The 22,437-nt window shown below is 72.6% G+C and carries 16 protein-coding genes and 1 pseudogene; 3 read left to right on the top strand and 14 right to left on the bottom strand.

Features of this window, described 5'->3' with window-relative positions; translation table 11 throughout:
• Positions 1-58: 58 nt before the first annotated feature.
• From ACIP4X_RS33970 to ACIP4X_RS33950, 5 genes are read right to left on the bottom strand one after another with little or no spacing between them, the layout of a single operon-like run.
• On the bottom strand, positions 59-1,846 hold the full coding sequence (locus ACIP4X_RS33970) for a GAF domain-containing SpoIIE family protein phosphatase (protein ID WP_358737371.1): 1,788 nt from the start codon (positions 1,844-1,846) through the stop codon (positions 59-61).
• Positions 1,843-2,934: a SpoIIE family protein phosphatase gene (locus ACIP4X_RS33965; RefSeq protein WP_401352156.1), complete on the bottom strand. Its 1,092-nt coding sequence runs from the start codon at positions 2,932-2,934 to the stop codon at positions 1,843-1,845. The genes ACIP4X_RS33970 and ACIP4X_RS33965 overlap by 4 nt, the downstream gene beginning before the upstream one ends.
• Positions 2,934-3,374 carry an anti-sigma regulatory factor gene (locus tag ACIP4X_RS33960; RefSeq protein WP_401352153.1) on the bottom strand — a complete coding sequence of 147 codons (441 nt, stop codon included), beginning with the start codon at positions 3,372-3,374 and terminating at the stop codon, positions 2,934-2,936. The genes ACIP4X_RS33965 and ACIP4X_RS33960 overlap by 1 nt, the downstream gene beginning before the upstream one ends.
• Complete coding sequence (locus tag ACIP4X_RS33955) at positions 3,374-3,793, bottom strand: STAS domain-containing protein (RefSeq protein ID WP_401352150.1); 420 nt, start codon at positions 3,791-3,793, stop codon at positions 3,374-3,376. The genes ACIP4X_RS33960 and ACIP4X_RS33955 overlap by 1 nt, the downstream gene beginning before the upstream one ends.
• The gene (locus ACIP4X_RS33950; RefSeq protein WP_358737378.1) at positions 3,790-4,689 is read right to left on the bottom strand and encodes an STAS domain-containing protein; all 900 of its coding nucleotides are present in this window, start codon (positions 4,687-4,689) and stop codon (positions 3,790-3,792) included. The genes ACIP4X_RS33955 and ACIP4X_RS33950 overlap by 4 nt, the downstream gene beginning before the upstream one ends.
• Positions 4,690-4,860: 171 nt before the next feature.
• On the opposite strand from ACIP4X_RS33950, the pseudogene ACIP4X_RS33945 reads away from it, so the two are divergent.
• Positions 4,861-5,307 (top strand): annotated as a pseudogene (locus ACIP4X_RS33945) (MarR family winged helix-turn-helix transcriptional regulator); the annotation flags it as partial.
• A gap of 82 nt (positions 5,308-5,389) precedes the next feature.
• Here ACIP4X_RS33945 and ACIP4X_RS33940 read toward each other — a convergent pair.
• From ACIP4X_RS33940 to ACIP4X_RS33930, 3 genes are all read right to left on the bottom strand, one after another.
• On the bottom strand, positions 5,390-5,776 hold the full coding sequence (locus tag ACIP4X_RS33940) for an STAS domain-containing protein (protein ID WP_358737380.1): 387 nt from the start codon (positions 5,774-5,776) through the stop codon (positions 5,390-5,392).
• Positions 5,777-5,969: 193 nt separating this feature from the next.
• Complete coding sequence (locus tag ACIP4X_RS33935; protein ID WP_401352146.1) at positions 5,970-8,393, bottom strand: SpoIIE family protein phosphatase; 2,424 nt, start codon at positions 8,391-8,393, stop codon at positions 5,970-5,972.
• A gap of 97 nt (positions 8,394-8,490) precedes the next feature.
• On the bottom strand, positions 8,491-12,765 hold the full coding sequence (locus tag ACIP4X_RS33930; protein ID WP_358737382.1) for a HAMP domain-containing protein: 4,275 nt from the start codon (positions 12,763-12,765) through the stop codon (positions 8,491-8,493).
• Positions 12,766-13,112: 347 nt separating this feature from the next.
• On the opposite strand from ACIP4X_RS33930, the gene ACIP4X_RS33925 reads away from it, so the two are divergent.
• A complete protein-coding gene (locus tag ACIP4X_RS33925; RefSeq protein ID WP_358737383.1) occupies positions 13,113-13,487 on the top strand; it encodes an STAS domain-containing protein in 375 nt (124 codons plus the stop codon).
• 77 nt (positions 13,488-13,564) lie between these two features.
• Entirely contained in the window at positions 13,565-13,936 is a 372-nt protein-coding gene (locus ACIP4X_RS33920; protein WP_401352142.1) for a PRC-barrel domain-containing protein, read from the top strand.
• 88 nt (positions 13,937-14,024) lie between these two features.
• Here the strand turns inward: ACIP4X_RS33920 and ACIP4X_RS33915 are convergent, their stop codons facing one another.
• From ACIP4X_RS33915 to ACIP4X_RS33890, 6 genes are all read right to left on the bottom strand, one after another.
• Positions 14,025-14,459 carry an ATP-binding protein gene (locus tag ACIP4X_RS33915; protein WP_358737387.1) on the bottom strand — a complete coding sequence of 145 codons (435 nt, stop codon included), beginning with the start codon at positions 14,457-14,459 and terminating at the stop codon, positions 14,025-14,027.
• A gap of 131 nt (positions 14,460-14,590) precedes the next feature.
• On the bottom strand, positions 14,591-16,498 hold the full coding sequence (locus ACIP4X_RS33910; protein WP_358737389.1) for an AMP-dependent synthetase/ligase: 1,908 nt from the start codon (positions 16,496-16,498) through the stop codon (positions 14,591-14,593).
• Between the two features lie 133 nt (positions 16,499-16,631).
• Positions 16,632-18,866 (bottom strand): 1,4-alpha-glucan branching enzyme, encoded by a 2,235-nt coding sequence (gene glgB, locus ACIP4X_RS33905; protein WP_358737390.1) that lies wholly within the window; start codon positions 18,864-18,866, stop codon positions 16,632-16,634.
• 4 nt (positions 18,867-18,870) lie between these two features.
• Positions 18,871-20,259, bottom strand: a complete 1,389-nt coding sequence (locus ACIP4X_RS33900) for a maltokinase N-terminal cap-like domain-containing protein (RefSeq protein WP_358737392.1) — start codon at positions 20,257-20,259, stop codon at positions 18,871-18,873.
• 29 nt (positions 20,260-20,288) lie between these two features.
• Positions 20,289-22,010, bottom strand: coding sequence for a maltose alpha-D-glucosyltransferase (gene treS, locus ACIP4X_RS33895; RefSeq protein WP_391460212.1), 1,722 nt, complete (start codon positions 22,008-22,010; stop codon positions 20,289-20,291).
• Positions 22,007-22,437, bottom strand: a 431-nt coding sequence (locus ACIP4X_RS33890) for a DUF3459 domain-containing protein (RefSeq protein ID WP_391460214.1), incomplete at its 5' end; no start/stop codon positions are given. The genes ACIP4X_RS33890 and treS, both read right to left, overlap by 4 nt.

The raw sequence follows: 22,437 nt of genomic DNA, 5'->3' as shown, positions 1-22,437 counted from the left end.
TCCAGGCGTCCAGGCGCTCGGGTGCTCGGACGTTCGGGCGCGCCTGCGCCGCGCGGTGCTACCGCAGGTGGTCCACGCCCGCCGGGATCCGGTCCGGTTCGCCGCCGGCCGCGCTGTCGATGTGGCACAGCAGGAGGCAGACGTCGTCGTCGCGTTCGGAGTCGCTCAGCAGCGGGCCGAGGAGGCGGTCGGCCGAGCCGTCCAGGTCGGCGTCCAGCTCGGCCGGGTCGAAAGCGCCCAGCGCGGCGGCGAGGCGGTCGATGCCGGGGTCGATGCCCAGCGCCCGCCGCTCCACGAGGCCGTCCGTGTACAGCGCCAGGGTCGCGCCGGGGGAGAGGCGCACCGTGTGGTCCTCTATCTCCTGCCGCAGCGGGATGCCGAGCATGGCGCCCGGCTTGGCGTCCAGGACGTGCACCCGGCCGTCCGGCAGGCGCAGCACCGGCGGCGGATGGCCCGCGGCGGCCCAGGTGACCGTGGGGTCGTCCGGGCTGAAACGGGCGATGACCGCGGTCGCGAACAGGTCGGGCTGCAAATGGTGCAGGAACACATGCAGCCGGGTCAGCAGCCGGCCGGGGCTGCCGCCGTCGACCGCGTAGGCGCGCAGCGCGGTCCGGAGCTGACTCATCATCACGGCGGCGTGCAGGCCGTGCCCGGTGACGTCGCCGATGACGGTGATCAGGCTCCCGTCCGGCTGCCGGAAGGCGTCGTACCAGTCCCCGCCGATGTTCAGCCCGTGCGTGGCCGGCAGATAGCGCGCCGCCAGGCGCAGGCCCGGTGTGGTGGGCAGGTCGGTGAGCAGGGCGCGCTGCAGCGTCTCGGCGATGTCGCGGTTGTGCTCGAAGCGGCGCGCGTTGTCGAGGGCGACGCTGGCCCGCCGGGCCAGCTCGATCAGCATGACGGCGTCGTCGGGGTCCCAGCGGGCGCCGGGCGGCGACAGGGTCAGCACACCGAGAGGTGTCCGCCGCGCGAGCAGCGGGACGCACAGCACGGGTCGGCCGGGGTTCAGCGCCGACGGCGGCTGGTCGTCGACGCCCGGCAGATCGCCGGGATGGTCGGCGGCGTACTGCGGGCGGCCGGTACGGGCCGCGAGCACCGCGGCCGCCGGGTGCGGGGCGGGCCGGTGCCGGTCCCCCTCGTGGTCGAACAGCCATACGTCCACACGGTCGGCGTACCGGGGCACGAGCAGGCCCGGCAGCCGCCGCAGGATCTCCTCGTGGTTGAGCGAGGTCGTCAGCAGAGCGCTGGCGTCGGCCAGGAACCTCAGTCTGCGGCGGGCCTCCTCCGCCTCGGTGCGAGCGGCGCGCTCGGCGGCGAACGCCTCCTGCTGGGCCCGCCAGGCGGCGTCCAGATCGGCGTGCAGGGCGAGGACGCCCTGGTTGGTCTGATGCAGTTCCTCCCGATGGAAGGCGACCAACTCCTCCTGCTCGGTGAGTCTCTCCAGGACCGCCGCCGTGTCGTCGTCGGCCCCGAGCAGCGCCTCGGCCAGAGCAGACGCGTCGTCGCCGGCTTCGGGCTCCGGCTGCGGCTCCGGCGACGCCCCGCCCCCGGGACAGAGGGCGGACATCCGCCACGCCGGCTCCCCACCGCCCTCCCGGTCAGGGGCCGACGCGACCGTGATGTGGAGGGCCCCCGCGTCCGCGTCCCCGTCCGTGTCGGGGACCGGCGTCCGGACGGTGACCGTCCAGGTGCCGCCCTTGGTCAGGCAGTGGCGCAGACGGGTGCCGAGGGCGGTGGTCAGGTGGGCGCGTTCGAGCGGGGGGACGCCGTACGCGACCGCCGTACGGGCCGCGGCGATACGGGCCCGGGCCGCGTCGGTTGCCGTGCTGATCTGCCAGGTGCTCGTCATGGGCGGTCCGGCGGGGCGGAGGTCAGGACGGCCACGGTGGTGTCGTCCCGGACCGGGCTGGCGGAGCTGCCGGTGTCGCGCACGGTCAGGGCGGCCGTCACCGCGGGATCGGCCGCCGTGGGCAGAGCGGCCGCGCCGGGCGGTGCCCACCGGCTGGGCAGGCCGTCGCTGTGCAGGACGAGCAGGCGGTCGGGAGCCCAGGCCACCTCGGTCTCGGGCAGCGTCGTCGGCCGGTGCACACCGACGATGCCCGGCCGGGACAGCAGGTGGCGCCAGGAATCGCCCTCGCGCAGCCGCGCCCCGACATTGCCGATCCCGCAGAAGCGCAGCCGTCCGGCCCGCAGATCCAGCTGGGCCACGGCGACGGCCGCGCCCCGGGTGCCGCGCAGCGCCGTGTCGAGCCGCCGCAGCAGCTCGGTCGGCGTGAGACGGGCCGAGCGGTGCAGCGTCTCGACCGCCGCCGACGAGGCGCGGGCCGCCTCCCGGCCGTGGCCGAGGCCGTCAGCCAGCAGAAGGGTCACCAGGTCCCCGGCGCCCGCCCAGGACCAGGCGTCACCCGAGTACTCCGCCCCGGCGTACGGGACGGTGACGCCGCCCGCCCGGACCGCCCCCGCGTACGGGAGGGTGTCGTCCTCCTCGGCCCGAACCGCCCTGGGCCGGGGCACGGTGGCCCCCAGCCGGGCGAGCGCCACCGTGCCCCGGCCGATGACGCTGTGCAGATGGAACTCGTCGGCCGCGCGGCGGCAGGTGCCGAGCCCGGCCCCGAGCGAGCCGCTGGTCGAGAACCCGTCGCGCCGGGCGGCGGCGACGTCGGCGATGCCGGGACCGTGGTCGACCGCCGTCATCTGCACCACCGGCGCCGGATCGCCGTGCCCGTACGGAGCGCGCGGCGGGGGCACCACCTCGACCAGGAGCCGCCCGTCCTGGGCGTACTTGAGCAGGTTGGTGGCGAGTTCCGTCGCCACCAGCGCCGCGGCGGCGGTGCGGGACTCGTCGAGACCGGCCAGCGCGGCCGCCTCCTCGGCGGCGACCCGCGCGTCGCGTACCCGGGTCGAGTCGGGCACCGGAACCTCCCAGACGCGCGGCATCAGGCTCCCCCGTACGGCCGCGCCGGCCGGGTCGCCCAGGAGGTGACGGTGACGGTGGTGCCGGCACCGGGGGTGCTGTCGATCGCGAACTCGTGCACCAGCCGCCGGGCGCCGCCCAGACCCATGCCGAGGCCGTCGCCGGAGGTGTAGCCGTCGCTGAGCGCCCGGTCCAGGTCCGTGATGCCGGGCCCCTCGTCGCCGAACGCCAGCCGGAGCCCGTGCACCTGTCCGTCGACCACGTGGGCCGCCTGCATCTGTCCGCCCCCGCCGTGCACCAGCGTGTTGCGCGCCAGTTCGCTGGCCGCGGTGACCAGCTTCGTCTGGTCGACCAGGCTGAAGCCGAGCCGCCCGGCCGCCTGGCGCACATGCTGCCGCACCCACACCAGGTCCATGTCCGACCGGATCGGCAGGCAGGTCTCGACGCCCGCTGCTGTCTCCATCACCGGCTCCCCGCCTGTGCGCCGCCGGGGCGTGGCAGCTTCGGCCGGGCGGTGACGAGCCGCAGGGCGTCCTCGGTGGTGAGCGCGGTCCGCAGCCCGGGCAGGGTCAGACCCAGTTCGACCATGGTGATCGCCACCGCCGGACGCATCCCGGCCACCACGGTCTGCGCGGCCAGCAGCCCGGCCTTGGTCGCGATCTCGGCCAGCACCCGGCCGAGGAAGGAGTCGACGATCTCCACTCCGGAGACGTCGATGACGACTCCCGTGGCCGTGTGGTGGGCGATGGCCTCGCCGATGTCCTGCTGGAGCTGTTCGGCGGTGCTGTCGTACAGATCCCCCTGGAGCGTGACCAGGAGGACGTCGCCGAGTCTGAGTACCGGCACCTGCCCCGTGCCGGGCGGGGGGAGACGGTCGATCACCGTTCACCCGCACCGTGGGGCGCCCGGCTCACGATGTCGGCGCCCAGCTGGTGCAGGGCGTGGGCGAGCGCGTCGGCGAGGGTTGCGCGGGTGACGACCGAGCCCAGGTCGAGGCCGAGGTGGACGATGGTCTGCGCGATGGCCGGGCGGATGCCGGAGACCACGCACTCGGCGCCCATCAGCCGGGCGGCCGCCACGGTCTTCATCAGATGCTGGGCGACCAGCGAGTCGACGGTGGGCACCCCGGTGATGTCGAGGATGGCGAAGCGGGCCTGCTGGTCGACGACCGCCTCGAGCAGCGACTCCATCACCACCTGGCTGCGGGCGCTGTCGAGCGTTCCGATCAGCGGTACCGCGACGATGCCGTCCCACAGCTTGATGACCGGGGTGGCCACCTCGAGGAGCTGGAGCCGCTGGCGGTCGATGAGGTCCTGGCCCTCGCTGAGCGCCGTCTGCATCACCACGAGCCGCAGGGTGCCGGTGAGCACGGACAGGACGTTGGCGCACTCCCGCAGGTACTCCTCCGGGGTGCCGGCGAGCTCGGCGGTCAGCAGCTCCAGCGCGGGCGGCCGCAGGGCGTCCACGTCACGCGAGACCTCAGCGGCGGTCAGACCGGTCCTGCCGCGCACGGCGCCCATCCGCGCGAGCTGCTCGCGCACCGGCAGGAAACCGTCGGCGTCCGGGTCGGACACCCGCTCGGAGGCGGCCACCGCGGCCAGGGCGTCGACGACCGCGCGGCCCGCCTCCACGGCCTCGTCGCGGGAGACGGTGAACACGGCTCGGAAGATCGGCTCCTCGGCCCACCGCTGGGCGATCTGCTCCGTGCGACGGCGCAGGAAGTCCCCGACCTCGCGCGCCGGCGATCCGTGCTGTGCTCCCGCTGCGTGCTCCGGCACCTGTTCCACTCCTCATCCGCGTTGCACCGTTCCGAATCCGCCCCCCGGGCGGCACCGCGGTGCGACTCTTGCCGGGCGACAACTGTAACCACAGGCCGACCGCGTACGACACCTCGTGAGGGCCCAGAGGGGCGAGCTGACAGCCTCTCTCAACCCTGCGAGAGTGTCAGCGTGACGTCCTCCCACCCGCGCCCGCGGTCGCCCGGCGAGGCGGCGCGCGCGACCTCCGCGGCGGCGGAGCTGCTGGAGGTGCTGTGGGGCCGCGCGTCCACGGCACCCGTCTCCGCCTCCCAGCTCAGGGTGCTGTTCGTCCTCGAACGCAACGAGGGCGTCAACCTGCGCACCCTCGCTGCCGCCCTGGGCTCCACGCCACCGTCCACGAGCAGGCTGTGCGACCGGCTGCAGGCGGTGGGCTTCGTACGGCGGCAGGTGGCCGCCACCAGCCGCCGCGAGGTGGAACTGCGCCTCAGCCGCCGCGGCCGCGCGTTCCTCGCCGATGTGCGGGCGCGCCGGGAGGCGGAGCTGCGGTCGGTCGTGGAGCGGATGCCGACGGGCCAGCGGATGGCGCTGCTGACCGGGCTGGAGGGGTTCTGCGCGGTCGCGTCGGCGCTGATCCACGCCGTCGGCGCGGCGGGCGACGACGGCCCCGTCCGACGCTCTCCCCCCGCGCACCCCGAGGCCTCCGCGCCCGCCCCCGCGCTCACTTCGCCCCCGGCTCCTCCGGCTGCCGGTCCACCAGGGCCAGCGCCTCCTCGGCGGTCCGCGAGACCGGCACCGTGATGCTGACGCCCGTGAGCTCCAGGATCCGCAGCACCGCCGGGGCCGGGGCGATGATGTGCACACTGCCCGCCCGCTCCCGGGCCTCCTGGTACACCCGCAGGATGATGTTCATGCCCGAGGAGTCCATGAAGGGAACGGCGGACAGCTCCAGCAGGAAGTGCCGTCGGCCGTGATGGAGCTGGTTGGCCAGATGGGCCTGCAACTCGGTGGCGGTGTCGACGTCCAGGTAACCCTCGACCGTGAGCAGGGCGACATCCTCCCGCGGCAGGGTGACCTCCACGGACAGCGGATTGTGGGCAAGGGGCACGAATACCTCCAACGAATGCTGACGCCGGCCAGTGCCGGTTACCCCCCGGCGACGCCTTCGACGCACACCGGGCCCGCACCGGTGACGTGATCCGTTTCTCATCACCGGCGACGGGAGCAACCCGCACCGCGCCCCCGCGTCTACCCCTGAACCGGGCTCCCATGCCTCGCACCCCGTCCGCGCCCGCTCGCCGTCAGGCGACGCGGATGCCCACGATGCAGGTGTCGTCGTCCGTGTCCGACTTGCTGTACGTCAGCAACCGGTCGAGCTGCTGCTCCAGGGTCCTGGGCGCCGAACGGGCCGTGGTCAGCAGATGGCTCAGCGACTCCTCCACGGAGCGGTCCCGGCGCTCGATCAGACCGTCGGTGTACATCAGCAGCGTGTCCTGCGGCGCGAACTGCAGCTCGGCCTCCTCGTACACGGCCTCCGGCACCGCACCCAGCAGCATGCCCCGGACCAGCGGCAGCGGGGCCGCCTCCGCCCCGCGGACCAGGACGGGCGGCAGATGCCCGGCCCGGGCCCAGCGCAGGGTGCGCCGCGCGGGGTCGTACAGGGCGCAGACCGCCGTGGCGGTGACGGCGCCGGTCAGGTGGTGCGCCACGATGTTGAGCCACGACAGCAGCTGGCCGGGCCCGGCCCCGGTCACGGCCAGGCCCCGCAGCGCGTTGCGCAGCACCACCATGCTGGTGGCCGCCTCTATGCCGTGCCCGGCGACGTCGCCGACGCACAGCAGCACGAGCCCGGAGGGCAGCACCACCACGTCGTACCAGTCGCCGCCCACCAGATGCTCGGTCTCCGCCGGCCGGTAGCGCACCGCCACGTCCAGGCCGCTGACCCGCAGCGGTGCCTGGGCCGGCGGCATGATGGCGTGCTGCAACTGGAGCGTCAGCCGGTTGCGCTCGGTCGCCTGCTGCTCGGTGTGCGCGAGCTGGTCGCGGGTGGCGGCGAGCGCGACCTCCGTCCAGTGCTGCGCGGAGATGTCCTGGTAGGCCCCGCGCACCACGAACAGCCGCCCGTCGGTGTCCAGGACCGGCTCGGCCACCACCCGGATGTGCCGGGTCACCCCGTCCGGCCGCTGCAGCCGGAAGGCCGCGGAGGCCGGACGGCGGTGGTGCAGCAGCGTGCGCAGGAACCGCCGGATGGCCGCGGCGTCGTCCGGGTGGGCGTGCGCGGGCAGTTCCTCCAGCGGCACCGGCGTGCTCGAAGGGTCACGGCCGTAGAGGCCGAACAGCTGGTCGTTCCAGGTGATCTCACTGGTCAGCAGATTCTCCTCGAAGCCGCCGATCCGGCCGAGGCGCTGCGCGTGCTGGAGCAGACTCGCCAGCCGGGCCGTCTCGTCCTCGATGCGCCAGATCAGCAGCACGCAGCCGCCGTGCCGGCTGATGCTGATGTCCGCCACCGCCGACAGCGGCACCTGGTCGACCAGCGCCGTCAGATGCATCCGCTGCGCCCGGTACGCCTCACCTGTGGCGTACACCCGCTCCACCCGCTGGAACAGCTCGCTCTTCCCGGCGGCCATGGGGAAGGCCTCCAGGAGCAGCGCGCCGTTGACCACGGCCCGCGGCCGGCCGGCCGGGTCCAGGAAGCGGCTGTTGACGTGCTGGATGCGGAAGTCGACCAGCTGCCCGTCGCCGTCGACGTGCGGGACCAGCACCAGGGCCGGGTCGTGCAGTCCGTCGGCCAGGTCCATCAGCTCGGCGGCGTCCGGCAGCACCCGCGGTTCCTGCCCCACCTCCTGAGGCAGCGTGGACGTCTCCAGCGTGTGCGCGCACAGTTCGGCGAGGGCCTCCACCTGGCGTACGACCTGCGGCGGCTGCGGCTCCAGCGGTCCGGGCCAGGCGATCTCCAGCACCCCGTGGATGCGGCCGCCGGTGCCCGCGGGCACCGCCACCCGGCCCCCGTCCGGATGCAGGTGCCGCCCGATGGTGGGCAGTCCGGTCGTGGCGAGCGAGGAGAACCACTGCCCGGTGCGCTCGCTGAGCCCCCGGCGGGCCACCGTGGACACCTCCGGCGGCACATAGCGCCACCGGGTGGCCTCCGCCGGGGAGAAACCCGCGCTGCCCGACAGGGTCAGCGAGCCGTCGGCGCCCGCCGCCCAGACCGCCACGGCCACCGCGCCCAGCGGGCACAGCGCGTGCTCCAGCAGCGAGTCGGCGACGGCCTGCGTGTCGTCCGCGGCCAGCGCGCCGCTCTCCGCGGCGCGCAGCCGCACGGCCGAAGCGCGCTCCAGGGCTCCCTCGGCGGCGGCCAGGAAGGCGTCGGTGACCTCGGAGACACGGTCGCGCGCGGCCTGGTTGATGACCTCCACCGCGAACTCCAGCGGCGTCAGCCGGGCCTGCTCGGCCAGCTCGGCGAGCTGCCGGGCGGCCTGCGCCGGACCGCAGCCCAGCCGCTCCACCAGGATGCCCTTGGCGAGTTCGACCAGGGCCCGGCCCTCGGCCTCCGCCTGCGCCGCCCGCACCTCGCGGCGCAGCCGCTCCACGGTGGCGGCCAACCGCCCCACGGGAGACGTGGAGTTGGGCGCCGCGTCGCCGGCGGGCGACGGCGCCCCGGACACGGACGGCTCCTGACCCGGCCCGGCGGCGGCCGGATCGCGCTGCTGCTCGGACGTGCTCACGATCGACAAGCTCCTCGGCTGAACGGCGCGGGGGTGCGGGAGGTGCCGCGGAGGGGCGGGCCCGCCCCGCCGGTGCGCGGGGCGGGCACCGACGCGCTCACGCGGACAGCCAGTGCCGGACGCAGGCGATGAGGTCGTCCGTGTCCACGGGCTTGGTGACGTAGTCGCTCGCCCCGGACGCCAGCGACTTCTCCCGGTCCCCCGGCATCGCCTTCGCGGTGACGGCGATGATCGGCAGCTCCGCGTACTGCGGCAGCCTGCGGATCTCGGCCGTCGCGGTGTAGCCGTCCATCTCCGGCATCATCACGTCCATCAGGACGAGCGCGACGTCGGGGTTGCCGACCAGTGTCTCGATGCCCTTGCGCCCGTTCTCCGCGTGCAGCACCCGGAAGCCGTGCAGCTCCAGGATCCCGCTGAGCGCGAACAGGTTGCGCGCGTCGTCGTCGACGACGAGGACCGTATGCCCGGCGAAGGCGCCGTCGACGGGTGGCGCGAGGTCCTGCGGTTCCTCCGCCCGCACCAGCGACAGCACGTCCCCGGGCTCCTCGGCCGACAGGTGCAGGGCGATGCGCTCGCGCAGCTCGTCGAGGCTGGAGAGGAACTCCAGCGAGCCGTCGTCCCCGCGCGAGCGCAGCGCCTCCGCGCGGGCCACCTCCGGACGCCGGCCGCTGTGCACCAGCACCGGCACGCCCGCCAGCGCCGAGTCGCCCTGGAGCGCCTGGAGGAACCGGGACGCCTCCCCCTCGGGCATGTCCAGGTCGAGGACGACGCAGTGGCACGGCTCGGAGGCCAGCGCCCCCGCGGCCTCCTGCGCCCCCATGGCGGTGATGACGTCGATGGTGGGCAGGGCACCCGTGTCGTCGGCGCCGTGCCGGACCACGTCCGCGACCACGCTCTCCGCGACCAGGGTGAGCAGCCCGCGGGAGCGCTCCTCGACGACCAGCAGCCGCCGCCTGCGCGGCCCGTCGCCGACCGGGAGCGCACGCCCGGCCTCCCGGTCCGCCGCGGCGGCCGGCACCAGTTCGGCCGGCGCCTTGTGCGGGGCCCGGCCGCCGCCGAGCACCTGCTCGAAGTCGGGGCGGGCCACCGGCAGGAAGAGCGTGAACGTGCTGCCCCGGCCGGGCACGCTGTCCACGGCGACGGCACCGCCGAGCAGATGCGCGATCTCCCGGGTGATGGACAGCCCGAGGCCGGTCCCGCCGTACTTGCGGCTGGTGGTGCCGTCCGCCTGCTGGAACGCGCCGAAGATCGTCTCCAGGTGCTGTTCCGGGATGCCGATGCCGGTGTCCTTGACCCGGAAGGCCACGACCGCGCCGCCCCGCACGACACCGTCGGGCACCTCTCCGTCCGCGGCCGGCTCGATGCGCAGCTCGACGCCGCCCTGCTCGGTGAACTTCACCGCGTTGGACAGCAGGTTGCGCAGGATCTGGCGCAGCCGGGAGTCGTCGGTGAGCAGGTCCGCGGGCGCGCCCGCCGCGGTGGTCACCGCGAACTGGAGGCCCTTCTGCGTCGTCATCGGCTGGAAGGTGGCCTCGACGTAGTCGATGAGCTGGCGCAGCGACACCCGCTCCGGGGTGACGTCCATCTTGCCCGCCTCGACCTTCGACAGGTCCAGGATGTCGTTGATCAGCTGGAGCAGGTCGCTGCCCGCGGAGTGGATGATCCCCGCGTACTCGACCTGCTTCGGGGTGAGGTTGCGCGAGGGGTTCTGCGCGAGCAACTGGGCCAGGATGAGCAGGCTGTTGAGCGGGGTGCGCAGCTCGTGGCTCATGTTGGCCAGGAACTCCGACTTGTACTTCGAGGCCAGCGACAACTGCTGGGCGCGGGCCTCCAGTTCCTGCCGGGCCTGCTCGATCTGGAGGTTCTTCGCCTCGATGTCGCGGTTCTGCTCCGCCAGCAGCGAGGCCTTGTCCTCCAGTTCGGCGTTGGAGCGCTGCAGCTCGTCCTGCTGGGACTGCAACTCGGCCGAACGGGCCTGGAGTTCGGCCGTCAGCCGCTGCGACTCGTCCAGCAGTTCGTCGGTGCGCGCGTTGGCCACGATGGTGTTGACGTTGACCCCGAGGGCTTCGCGCAACTGCTCCAGGAAGTCCCGGTGCACCGGAGTGAACGCGGCCACCGACGCCAGCTCGATGACGCCGAGGACCTGGTCCTCGAACAGGATCGGCAGCAGGATCAGCGCGCTCGGCACCGCCCGGCCGAGCCCCGAGGAGATGGTGACGTACCCCGCAGGCAGCTCGTCGACCGTGATGGTACGGCGGCTGCGCGCGGCCTGGCCGACCAGCGAGCGGCCGAAGGAGAAGCGGGTGGGCCGCTCGTCGTCGGGGCTGCCGTAGGAGCCGACGAGCCGCAGCTCGGGGCCGCGCTCGCCGTCCTCGGCCAGGTAGAAGGCGCCGTACTGGGCCGACACCAGCGGGGTCAGCTCGTCCATGATGAGTTCGGCGACGACCGGCAGGTCGCGGTGGCCCTGCATCAGACCGGTGATCCGCGCCAGGTTGCTCTTGAGCCAGTCCTGCTCCTGGTTGGCCCGGGTGGTCTCGCGCAGGGACTCCACCATGGAGTTGATGTTGTCCTTGAGTTCGGCGACCTCGCCGGAGGCCTCCACGGTGATGGAGCGGGTCAGGTCGCCCTCGGCCACGGCGCTGGCCACCGCGCCGATCGCCCGCACCTGCCGGGTCAGGTTGCCGGCCAGCTCGTTGACGTTCTCCGTGAGCCGCTTCCAGGTGCCCGACACACCCTCCACCTCGGCCTGTCCGCCGAGGCGTCCCTCGGTGCCGACCTCGCGGGCGACGCGGGTGACCTCGTCGGCGAACGCGGACAGCGTGTCGACCATCGTGTTGATGGTCGTCTTCAGCTCCAGGATCTCGCCGCGCGCGTCGACGTCGATCTTCTTCGACAGGTCGCCCCTGGCCACCGCGGTCGTCACCAGCGCGATGTTGCGGACCTGGCCGGTGAGGTTGTTCGCCATCGAGTTGACGTTGTCGGTGAGGTCCTTCCAGGTGCCGGCGACGTTGGGCACATGGGCCTGTCCGCCGAGGCGTCCTTCGGTGCCGACCTCGCGGGCGACGCGGGTGACCTCGTCGGCGAACGCGGACAGCGTGTCGACCATCGTGTTGATCACGTCGGCCAGGGCCGCGACCTCGCCCTCGGCCTCGACCGTGATCTTCCGGGACAGATCGCCCCGGGCCACCGCCGTGGCGACCTGGGCGATCGAACGGACCTGCCCGGTCAGGTTGGACGCCATCACGTTGACGTTGTCGGTGAGGTCCTTCCACGTCCCGGACACGCCCTGGACGTCGGCCTGTCCGCCGAGGCGTCCTTCGGTGCCGACCTCGCGGGCGACGCGGGTGACCTCGTCGGCGAAGGCGGAGAGCTGGTCGACCATCGTGTTGATGGTGTTCTTGAGTTCGAGGATCTCGCCGCGGGCGTCGACGGTGATCTTCTGGGAGAGGTCGCCCTCGGCGACCGCCGTCGCCACCTGGGCGACGTTGCGGACCTGGGCGGTGAGGTTGCCCGCCATGAAGTTGACCGAGTCGGTCAGGTCCCGCCAGGTGCCCCTGACGCCCTGGACGTCGGCCTGTCCGCCGAGGCGTCCTTCGGTGCCGACCTCGCGGGCGACGCGGGTGACCTCGTCGGCGAAGGCGGAGAGCTGGTCGACCATCGTGTTGATGGTGTTCTTGAGTTCGAGGATCTCGCCGCGGGCGTCGACGGTGATCTTCTGGGAGAGGTCGCCCTCGGCCACCGCGGTCGTCACCTGGGCGACGTTGCGGACCTGGGCGGTGAGGTTGCCCGCCATGAAGTTGACCGAGTCGGTCAGGTCCCGCCACACACCCGCCACGCCGGGCACCTTGGCCTGTCCGCCGAGGCGTCCTTCGGTGCCGACCTCGCGGGCGACGCGGGTGACCTCGTCGGCGAACGCGGAGAGCTGGTCGACCATCGTGTTGACGGTCTCCTTCAGCTGAAGGATCTCGCCGCGCGCGGGCACGTCGATCTTCTGCGACAGATCGCCCTTGGCCACCGCCGTCGCCACCTGCGCGATGTCACGCACCTGGGTGGTGAGGTTGCCCGCCATGGCATTGACCGAGTCGGTCAGATCGGCCCAGGTGCCCGAGACCCCCGGCACCTCCGCCTGACCGCCGAGCGTGCCCTCGGTGCCGACCTCCCGGGCCACCCGGGTGACCTCGGAGGTGAACACCGACAACTGGTCGACCATGCCGTTGAACACGGTCGCGATGTCGCCCATGAGCCCGTCGGCGTCCTCCGGCAGGCGCGTGCCGAAGTCGCCGTCCCGCACGGCCGTCAGGCCGGCCAGGAGCTGCCGAAGCTCCCGGTCGCCCGGCACGGCGTCGAGGACCTCGGTTCTCTCGCTGGTCATGCGCACCCTCGTCCCGCTCCCCAGGAGTCCTCGCCGGCGAGGACTCGCACTTCTCCATCGGGCCGTGGCAGGCCCGCCGACGTGCGTGCATTTCCGTGATTTCACGGATCTGCGTGATGAGAAATACGGGGCAGGCTAACCCACTCGGCCCGCCCCGAACAAAACTCACGCGTCCATATCCGGACCCCGGAATTCACCCCCGCACGGGGTGCATGACCTCGTGGTTCAGGGGTACGCGGACGGTTTGACCGCAGGGCGCCCCATGCCCGACGGCGCCGCCGTTCGGCATGACGCTCCTTTCGGAACGACCCGAAGACCCCGGCCCCGGAAGCACCCGTATGACAACAATGCCGCCTTCACTCTTCAGCCTCTCCGTCGAGACCCGAGGAACCGCCGTCGCGGTACATGTGGAGGGCGACCTCGACTACCTCACCAGTCGCGAACTCGTCGACGCGGTGACCGTCGCGCTCACCCGGCGCCACGCGGCACGGAACCCGGTCGTCGGCATACGCCTCGACTTCTCGCGGCTCCAGAGCGTCGACTCCTCCGGCCTGTCCGCGCTGCTCCGGATCCGCCGCCTCGCGGACGAGGCGGGTCTCGCACTCCACCTGGACGAGCGTCCGGCCGTACTGGAGCGGCTGCTGGACATGACCGGAACGCTGGAACTGCTCGCCTCCCCGCCCGGGAACGTCTCTCCGAATGCCGTGGTCACAGACGGGTAGTTGGTGCGGTGGGAGCCGATGTGCCGGGATGTCGGCCCGACGCTCGTGACACGTCAGCCCGGGGAGGAAGGAGCAGCGTGACCATAGACAGAATCTGGTCGTATCCGCCGCAGGTCGCTCGCACCGAGGAAGAGGACCTGACCGGTTTCACCGTCGTCGCCGACGACGGCACCGTGGGCCACGTGGACCGGGAGGGCGGTCACTCAGGGATGCGGCACCTGGTCGTGGACACCGGGGTGTGGGTGTTCGGCAGGAGCGTCATGGTCCCGGTCGGCATGGTCGCCGGCATCGACTCCGCGGAGCGGAGGATCACGGTGGCCTGTTCGCGCGGGCAGATCAAGGCCGCGCCGCGGTTCAGGACCGACAGCGAGACCAGGGACCCGGAGTATCTGACGCGGGTGGGCGCCTACTACCAGGCCCTTCCGCCGCGCGAGGCGACCAGCGCCTGAGCCGGTGCGGCGAGGCCCGCGGTGCGGGTCCCGGCGCCGCGTCCGAACCCGGACCCCGTCCGCGGCCGGGGCTCCGGGTGATCCGGGCTCACCAGGGCAGGAAGACGTGCACGTCCTTGCCGCGATCGTTGACCACCACGCTCACCTGGTCGCACAGCGTGTGGATCAGGTGCCAGCCGATACCGCCGCCGCCCCGGCTGGGGCGGAACGGCCGCGGGGCCGGCTGCGTGGTGCTGGTGTCGCTGAGCGTGACGTGGACCCCGTCGAAGGTGCGGCGCATCCGCAGCTCGAACGGGCCCGGCGCGTACTGCACCGCGTTCGCCGCCAGTTCCGTCACGACCAGCAGGATGTCGTCCCAGTGCTCGGGCGCCGCCGGCCGCGCGTGCCGCGCCACCTCGTCGAGGAAGTCCTCCGCGGCGAGTCGCGCACCCGTGACATGGTGCAACTCGCCCGCGAAGCGGGCGGTGCGGCTCGGAATGCCCTCGCTGGCCAGTGTGTCGTCCCCACGCGGCTCGAATGCCATCTCGCCTTCCGGCCCGGCCCTCGTCGCCGGGCTGTCGTCCTTTCTTTCCCTCGCGTCCCACTGTCTTGTTCCCAGGGGCGAGGAGCCTACGCTTGGGGCGTCGCAGGCGGCGGAAAGGCAGGCGGGAGGCGTCAGCGGAACACGTCGTCGGGCTCGTCCCAGTCGGCCGTCGGATCGTGCGCGGACTCCCGGCGTGCGGCGCGGCTGCGCGCCTGGTACATGGCTTCGATCTCGACCGCGTACTGCTCCGCGATGGCGTCCCTGCGCGGCTTCATCGACGGTGTGAGCAGCCCGCCCGCCACGTCGAAGGGCGCGGACAGCACCCGGAAGACCCGGACGGACTCCGAGTGGGACACCGTGCTGTTCGCGGCGGCGACCGCCCGCTCGATCTCCTCCCGCAGCGCGTTCTCCTCCCGCGCCTCGTGCTCCGGCCCGTCACCCCGCAGGGCCAACGCCGCGCGCCAGTGGGCCAGGAACTCCGCGTCCAGGGTGATCAGCGCGCCCACGCACGGCCGGCCGTCACCCACGAGAACCGCCTGCCGGACCAGCGGATGCGCGCGCAGCCGCTGCTCCAGCACGGCCGGGGCCACGCTCTTGCCGTCGCTGGTGACGATGATGTCCTTCTTGCGCCCGGTGACGGTGAGGTAACCCTCGGCGTCCAGCTCGCCGACGTCCCCCGTGGCCAGCCAGCCGTCGTGCAGCACGGCCCGGGTCGCGGCCTCGTCGCCCACGTACCCCTGGAACAGCGACGGACCCCGGACCAGGATCTCCCCGTCGTCCGCCACCTCGATCGCCGTGCCCGGCAGGGCCTTGCCGACGGTCCCCGACTTCTCCCGGCCCAGCGGCTGCATGGTGATGCCGCCCCCGGTCTCCGTGAGCCCGTATCCGTCGTGCACGTGGATGCCGATGCCCTCGAAGAACAAGGAGAGGTCGCGGCCGAGCGGGGAGCCGCCGGAGGCGGCCCGGACCACCCTGCCACCCAGCTCGGTCCGCAGCTTGCGGTACACCGTCCGCTCGTACAGGGCGTGCTGCAGCCGAAGGTCCAGGCCGGGGCCCGGGCCCTGACCCAGCCGCTGCCGCTCCAGCGCGGTGGCGAAGTCCCGGGCCGTCTCGGCCGCCCGCTCGAACAGCGCGCCGCGGCCCGCCTGCTGCGCCGTGCGCAGGAAGTTCTTGTAGATCTTCTCGAAGACGGGGGGAACGGCGTGGAAGTACGTCGGCCGGAACGAGCGCAGCGCCGACGCCAGCGCCTCCTCGCCCGCCTCCGGCTCGTGTCCCATCAGGATGCCGCCGCGCAGGCACAGGCTCTGGACCATCAGCCCGTACACGTGCGAGAAGGGCAGGAAGGCGAGCACCGACGCCTGCTCGCCGGGCGGCGCGGCGGTGTGCCCCCAGCCGGCCAGCAGCGTGTCGCAGGGGTTCGCCAGCGCGCGATGGCTCAGCGCGCAGCCCCGCGCGCGGCTGGTGGTGCCGGAGGTGTAGACGATCGCCGCGGTCGCGTCGGGCAGCACGATCCGGCGCAGCGAGTTCACCGTGGTCGGCGGCACCACCGCTCCCCGCTCCGCCAGGTGCGCCAGCGCGTCCGCGTCGAGCTGCCACACATGCTGCAGCCGGGGCAGCGTCGCGCACAGCGGGCCGACCGTCATCACGCCCTGCTCGTCCTCGACGACGACGGCCACGCACTCGGAGTCCCGCAGGATCCACTCGACCTGCTCGCGCGAGGAGGCCGGGTGGATCGGGACGACCTCGGCGCCGACCGCCCACAGCGCGTACGCGAGGACCGTCCACTCGTACCGGGTACGGGCCATGACCGCCACCCGGTGGCCGGGCGAGATCCTGGCGGCCACCAGCCCCCTGGCCAGGTCGGTCACCTGCTCCCGCAGCTCCGCGGCGGTCACCTCCTCCCACACCGGGGAGGAGGGGGCGGCACGGCGCGCGAGCACCGGCAGGTCGGGACGGGTCTCCGCGGTCTCGAAGACGCTGTCCGCGAGTCCACCGGCCGGCGGGGCGACAGTGGACGGAGCGAGGGCGAGGTCGCGCATGCGCTGCTCCTGGGTTTCACGGAGGTGACTGCGCCGGTGACGGTCTCGGTCGACGCGGATCGAATGTAGCCCAGGTCCGCACGTCACGGGTCCCGAACTGGGAAGTAGTCCCGTCTCCCGCGCCCCGGCCCGCTCAGGCGGGGTGCGGAGTCAGCCAGAGTGTGGCGAGCGGTGGCAGTGTGAGACGGATGTGCCGCTCCTGGGGTCCGCCGTCCGGTTCGAGCGGCTTCGCGTTGGTGACGCCGCCCCCGCCGTAACGGCCGGCGTCGGTGTTCAGCACCTCGCGCCACGCGATGACGTCGCCCGGCACGTCCAGGCGGTAGTCCTCGCGCACCACGGGGGAGAAGTTCGACACCGCCAGCAGCGGGCCGCCGGCCGCGTCGAGGCGCAGGAACGCGTAGACGTTGTCGTCGGCGGCGTCCACGGCCACCCAGCGGAAGCCCTCCGGCCGGGTGTCGCGCTGCCACAGGGCCGGGGTGGCCCGGTAGACGGTGTTGAGGTCGCGCACCAGGTCCCGCACCCCGCGGTGGTCGCCCGCGCCGCAGTGGTCCTCGTCGAGCAGCCACCACTCGGGCCCGTGCTCCTCGGAGAACTCGCCGCCCTGAGCGAACTCCTGCCCCATGAACAGCAGTTGCTTGCCCGGATGGGCCCACATGAAGCCCAGGTAGGCACGGTGGTTCGCGCGCCGCCGCCACCAGTCGCCGGGCATCTTCGACACCAGCGAACGCTTGCCGTGCACCACCTCGTCGTGCGAGATCGGCAGCACGTAGTTCTCGCTGTAGGCGTACACCATCGAGAACGTCATCTCGTGGTGGTGGTACTTGCGGTGCACCGGCTCCTTGCTCATGTACTGGAGCGAGTCGTGCATCCAGCCCATGTTCCACTTCAGCCCGAAGCCCAGGCCGCCGCTGTCGGTCGGCGCCGTCACCCCGCCCCACGCGGTCGACTCCTCGGCGATGGTCACCACGCCCGGGGCACGCCGGTACACGGTGGCGTTCATCTCCTGGAGGAACGCCATCGCGTCCAGATCCTCCCGGCCGCCGTACGCGTTGGGCGTCCACTGGTCCGAGTCGCGCGAGTAGTCCAGGTAGAGCATGGAGGCCACCGCGTCCACCCGCAGGCCGTCGACGTGGAACTCCTCGCACCAGTACACGGCGTTCGCGACCAGGAAGTTGCGCACCTCGGTGCGGGCGAAGTCGAACTCGTACGTGCCCCAGTCGGGATGCTCGGCGCGCTGCGCGTTCCCCGGCTCGTACAGCGGGTCCCCGTCGAAGCGGGCCAGCGCCCAGTCGTCCTTGGGGAAGTGCGCCGGCACCCAGTCCATGATCACGCCGATCCCCGCCCGGTGGCAGGCGTCGACGAAGTACCGGAAGTCGTCCGGCGAGCCCAGACGCGCGGTCGGGGCGTAGTAGGAGGTGACCTGGTAGCCCCAGGACGGCCCGAAGGGGTGCTCGGCGACCGGCATCAGCTCCACATGGGTGAAGCCCAGATCCTTGACGTACGCCGGGAGCTGCTCGGCCAGCTCGCGGTACGTCAACCCCGGCCGCCAGGACGGCAGATGGACCTCGTACACGGAGAACGGCGCCTCGTGCACCGGCACGTCCGCGCGGTGCGCCATCCACTCCTGGTCGCCCCACTCGTGGTGCGCGGCCGTCACCACGGACGCGGTGGCGGGCGGCACCTCGGTGCGCCGTGCCATCGGGTCGGCCTTGAGGAACCGGCCGCCGTACTGCGAGGTGATCTCGAACTTGTACTTCGCGCCCTCCCCGATCCCGGGCAGGAACAGCTCCCACACGCCCGCCGCGCCCAGCGAGCGCATCGGGAAGGCGGTACCGTCCCAGTGGCAGAAGTCGCCGGCCACGCGCACGCCCCGGGCGTTGGGCGCCCACACCGTGAACCGTGTCCCGGTCACGCCCTGGTGGGTCATCGGCTCCGCGCCCAGCGCCTGCCACAGCTGCTCGTGCCGGCCCTCCCGGACCAGGTGCAGATCCAGCTCGCCGAGGGCGGGCAGGAAGCGGTAGGGGTCGTGGACCTCGTACTCGTCCCGCTCGTAGCCGACCACCAGCGTGTACTCGGGGATCGCGGCCAGTGGCAGTACGGCCGAGAACAGTCCGTCGCCCTCGGAGGCGAGCGGGGTGCGCTCGCCGTCCACGACCACGCTCACCGCACGGGCGAAGGGACGCAGCACCCGCAGGACGATCCCGTCCGGCCCCGGATGCGCGCCGAGCAGCGCGTGCGGGTCGTGGTGGCCGCCGGACAGCAGGCGCTCACGGTCGGCGGGATCCAGCGGCGGGGCCGTGTGCCCCCGCACCGCCGTGGGCAGGACGGGGCCGGACGGCTCGGGAAGTGACGTGTCGCGCAGTGCCATCGGTTCAGCCTCCTCTCACGGCGAGACGTTCGATCGCCGCCATCGGTACGGCGAGCCAGTCGGGGCGGTGCCGGGCCTCGTACAGCACTTCGTACACGGCACGGTCCGTCTCGTAGGCCCGTAGCAGGGCGTGTTTCTTACGGGGGTCCCAGCCGGCCCGGGAGGCGTAGCCGGCGCAGTACGCCTCCCGGCAGCGGCGCGCCCACTCCGGGCGCCATGGGCGGCGCTGGCGGGCGGCGTAGTCGAAGGAGCGCAGCATCCCCGCCACGTCCCGGACCGGGGACTCGGGGATGCGGCGCTCGGTGAGCGGACGCGACGGCTCACCCTCGAAGTCGATGACGAACCACTCCCGCCCGGCCCGCAGCACCTGACCGAGGTGCAGGTCGCCGTGCACGCGCTGGGCGGGCGGCCCGGCGTCGCAGCTCGCCAGCGCGGCGAACGCGGTGCGCAGCCGGGTCGCGTACGGGCGCAGCGCGGGGACGCTGTGCGCGGCGGCCTCCAGATTCTCGGTCATCGTCGCGGCGGTGCGCGCGATGTTCTGGTGGGCGCCGGTGGGGAAGGCGTCGGCCAGCGCCAGGTGGACCTCGGCGGTCGCCTGCCCCAACTGGTGCGCCTGGGTGGTGAAGTCGTCACCGGTGGCCAGGGCCCGCAGGGCCAGCGTCCAGCCGTCGGCGGCGTCGCGCAGGAACGGCTGGAGCACCCCGAGCGTGGCCGGTTCCGGTTGCGTGGTGCGGAACCAGGCCACCGGAGCGGGCACCCGGGTGCAGTTCTGTCCGGCCAGGGCCCACGGCACCTCCAGGTCCGGGTTGACGCCCGGCTGGATGCGGCGGAACACCTTCAGGATGAACTCGTCCCCGTAGATGATCGAGGAGTTGGACTGCTCGGCGTCCAGCAGCCTGGGCACCAGGGCGCCGGGGATCGGTACGGACGCGTCCGCCTCGAAGTGCAGCGGGCCCGAGGTGCCGGGGTGGCGCATCCGCTCCAGGAGCAGTTGTGCCGAACGCGGGTCGCACAGCGCGTCGTAGACCGCGAAGCCGGCCAGCGGCCCTTCTTCGGGGCGGCCGATGAACGCCCGGTGCAGGCGCGGGGCCAGTTCCCGCCGTACGCCGAGCAGCAGTTGGTAGCAGTCGGCGGGCGGCGGGGCGGGTGTGCCGGTGGGGGAGGGGACCGTGCCGGGACCGGAGGCGACGTCCGCGTGCTCGGCGTGGACGAGCAGATGCAGACAGCCCGGGAACAGCTCCGTCATCGACAGCAGACGCAGGTCGGTGACGGGCCGGTCCTTGCCGGCGAACCAGCGTTGTCGCGGCAGCCATTCGCGCAGCAGCGAGCCGAGCGAGGTCATGGGCCCGGCCGGGCTCTGGGCGCTCGGCGCCGGTGATGCGGTCTTCGGCATGGTCACGCCTCCTTTCGTCGGCCGAACGCTCACCCGCGTCGGCCGGTCCGGGATGCGACGTCGGCGGTGAGCCGGAACCAGTAGAACCCGTGTCCCGCCAGGGTCAGCAGGTACGGCAGTTCCCCGATGGCCGGGAAGCGCACTCCGCCGATGAGCTCGACCGGGCTGCGTCCCTCGAAGACCCGCAGATCGAGTTCGGTCGGCTGGGCGAAGCGGGAGAAGTTGTGGACGCACAGCACCAGGTCGTCCTTGTACGCGCGGAGGAAGGCGAGGACGGCGGGGTTGGTGGAGGGCAGTTCGGTGTAGGAGCCGAGTCCGAAGGCGGGGTTCTGCTTGCGGATCTCGATCATGCGGCGGGTCCAGTGCAGCAGCGAGGAGGGCGAGGACATCGACGCCTCGACGTTGGTGACCTGGTAGCCGTAGACCGGGTCCATGATCGTGGGCAGGTAGAGGCGGCCGGGGTCGCAGGAGGAGAAGCCGGCGTTGCGGTCGGGGGTCCACTGCATGGGGGTGCGCACGGCGTCGCGGTCGCCGAGCCAGATGTTGTCGCCCATGCCGATCTCGTCGCCGTAGTAGAGGATCGGGCTGCCGGGCAGGGAGAGCAGCAGGGCGGTGAACAGCTCGATCTGGTTGCGGTCGTTGTCGAGGAGGGGGGCGAGGCGGCGGCGGATGCCGATGTTGGCGCGCATGCGGGGGTCTTTGGCGTATTCGGCCCACATGTAGTCGCGTTCCTCGTCGGTGACCATTTCGAGGGTGAGCTCGTCGTGGTTGCGCAGGAAGATGCCCCATTGGCAGGTGGCGGGGATGGCGGGGGTCTTGGCGAGGATCTCGGAGACGGGGTAGCGGCTTTCGCGGCGGACGGCCATGAAGATGCGGGGCATGACGGGGAAGTGGAAGGCCATGTGGCACTCGTCGCCGCCGGCGGCGTAGTCGCCGAAGTAGTCGACGACGTCATCCGGCCACTGGTTCGCCTCCGCCAGCAGCACGGTGTCCGGGAACATCCGGTCGATCTCCTTGCGCACCCGCTTCAGGAAGGCGTGGCTCGCGGGGAGGTTCTCGCAGTTGGTGCCCTCCTCGGCGTAGAGGTACGGCACGGCGTCCAGCCGGAAGCCGTCGATGCCCAGGTCCAGCCAGAAGCGCAGGGCGGCCAGGATCTCCTCCTGCACCGCGGGGCTTTCGTAGTTCAGGTCCGGCTGATGGGAGAAGAACCGGTGGAAGTAGTACTGGCCGCGGACCGGGTCGAAGGTCCAGTTCGAGGTCTCGGTGTCGACGAAGATGATGCGGGCGTCCGGATAGCCCTTGTCGTCGTCGGCCCACATGTAGAAGTCGCCGTAGGGGCCGTCCGGGTCCTCGCGCGACTGCTGGAACCACGGGTGCTGGTCGCTGGTGTGGTTCATGACGAAGTCGATGATGACGCGCATGCCGCGCTGGTGGGCGGCGTCGACGAACTCCACGAAGTCCGCCAGGTCGCCGAACTCCGGGAGCACGGCGGTGTAGTCGGAGACGTCGTAGCCGCCGTCCCTGAGCGGCGACTTGAAGAACGGCGGCAGCCACAGGCAGTCCACGCCGAGCCACTGGAGGTAGTCGAGTTTGGCGGTCAGGCCCTTCAGGTCGCCGACGCCGTCGCCGTTGCTGTCCTGGAAGGAGCGGACGAGGACCTCGTAGAACACGGCACGCTTGAACCAGTCCGGGTCCCGGTCCCTGGCCGGGGCGTCCTCGAAGATGTCAGGGACGGGCTCGTTGACAGTCATGGCGCTGGGGGCCCTCCGATCTCGGACGAGGTGGACGGTCGCTGGACGTGGAGGACGTGCGCGGGCCGTTCGCCCGGTTGCAGGCGCACGTAGTTGGCCCTGCCCCAGTGGTGGGTCTCGCCGGTGAGCTCGTCGCGCACCGGCATCGACTCGTTCCAGTCCAGGCCGAGTTGCGGCATGTCCAACGAGACCGTGGCCTCCTGGGTGTGGTGGGGGTCGAGGTTGGCGACCACGACGACCGTGTCCGGCCCTTCGCTCTTGCTGTACGCGATCACGGCATCGTTGTCGGTCGCGTGGAAGCGCAGATTGCGCAGGCGGTGCAGCGCGGGATGGCGTCGGCGGACGTCGTTGAGTTTGGTGATGAGGGGGGCGATGGTGCGGCCCTCGCGTGCGGCGGCCGCCCAGTCGCGGGGTTTGAGCTGGTACT

This window comes from Streptomyces sp. NPDC088817 (assembly GCF_044750345.1).
In the GTDB taxonomy this organism is placed as follows: domain Bacteria; phylum Actinomycetota; class Actinomycetes; order Streptomycetales; family Streptomycetaceae; genus Streptomyces.
The sequence above is the reverse complement of the archived record's forward strand: the minus strand, read 5'-3'. Positions and strand labels throughout refer to the sequence as shown.

Bases quoted from the DNA above. Each gene is read 5' to 3' on its own strand.
- ACIP4X_RS33970 (WP_358737371.1), bottom strand. From the start codon at position 1,846: ATGACGAGCACCTGGCAGATCAGCACGGCAACCGACGCGGCCCGGGCC.
- ACIP4X_RS33965 (WP_401352156.1), bottom strand. From the start codon at position 2,934: ATGCCGCGCGTCTGGGAGGTTCCGGTGCCCGACTCGACCCGGGTACGC.
- ACIP4X_RS33960 (WP_401352153.1), bottom strand. From the start codon at position 3,374: ATGGAGACAGCAGCGGGCGTCGAGACCTGCCTGCCGATCCGGTCGGAC.
- ACIP4X_RS33930 (WP_358737382.1), bottom strand. From the start codon at position 12,765: ATGACCAGCGAGAGAACCGAGGTCCTCGACGCCGTGCCGGGCGACCGG.
- ACIP4X_RS33925 (WP_358737383.1), top strand. From the start codon at position 13,113: ATGCCGCCTTCACTCTTCAGCCTCTCCGTCGAGACCCGAGGAACCGCC.
- ACIP4X_RS33915 (WP_358737387.1), bottom strand. From the start codon at position 14,459: ATGGCATTCGAGCCGCGTGGGGACGACACACTGGCCAGCGAGGGCATT.
- ACIP4X_RS33910 (WP_358737389.1), bottom strand. From the start codon at position 16,498: ATGCGCGACCTCGCCCTCGCTCCGTCCACTGTCGCCCCGCCGGCCGGT.
- glgB (WP_358737390.1), bottom strand. From the start codon at position 18,866: ATGGCACTGCGCGACACGTCACTTCCCGAGCCGTCCGGCCCCGTCCTG.
- ACIP4X_RS33900 (WP_358737392.1), bottom strand. From the start codon at position 20,259: ATGCCGAAGACCGCATCACCGGCGCCGAGCGCCCAGAGCCCGGCCGGG.
- treS (WP_391460212.1), bottom strand. From the start codon at position 22,010: ATGACTGTCAACGAGCCCGTCCCTGACATCTTCGAGGACGCCCCGGCC.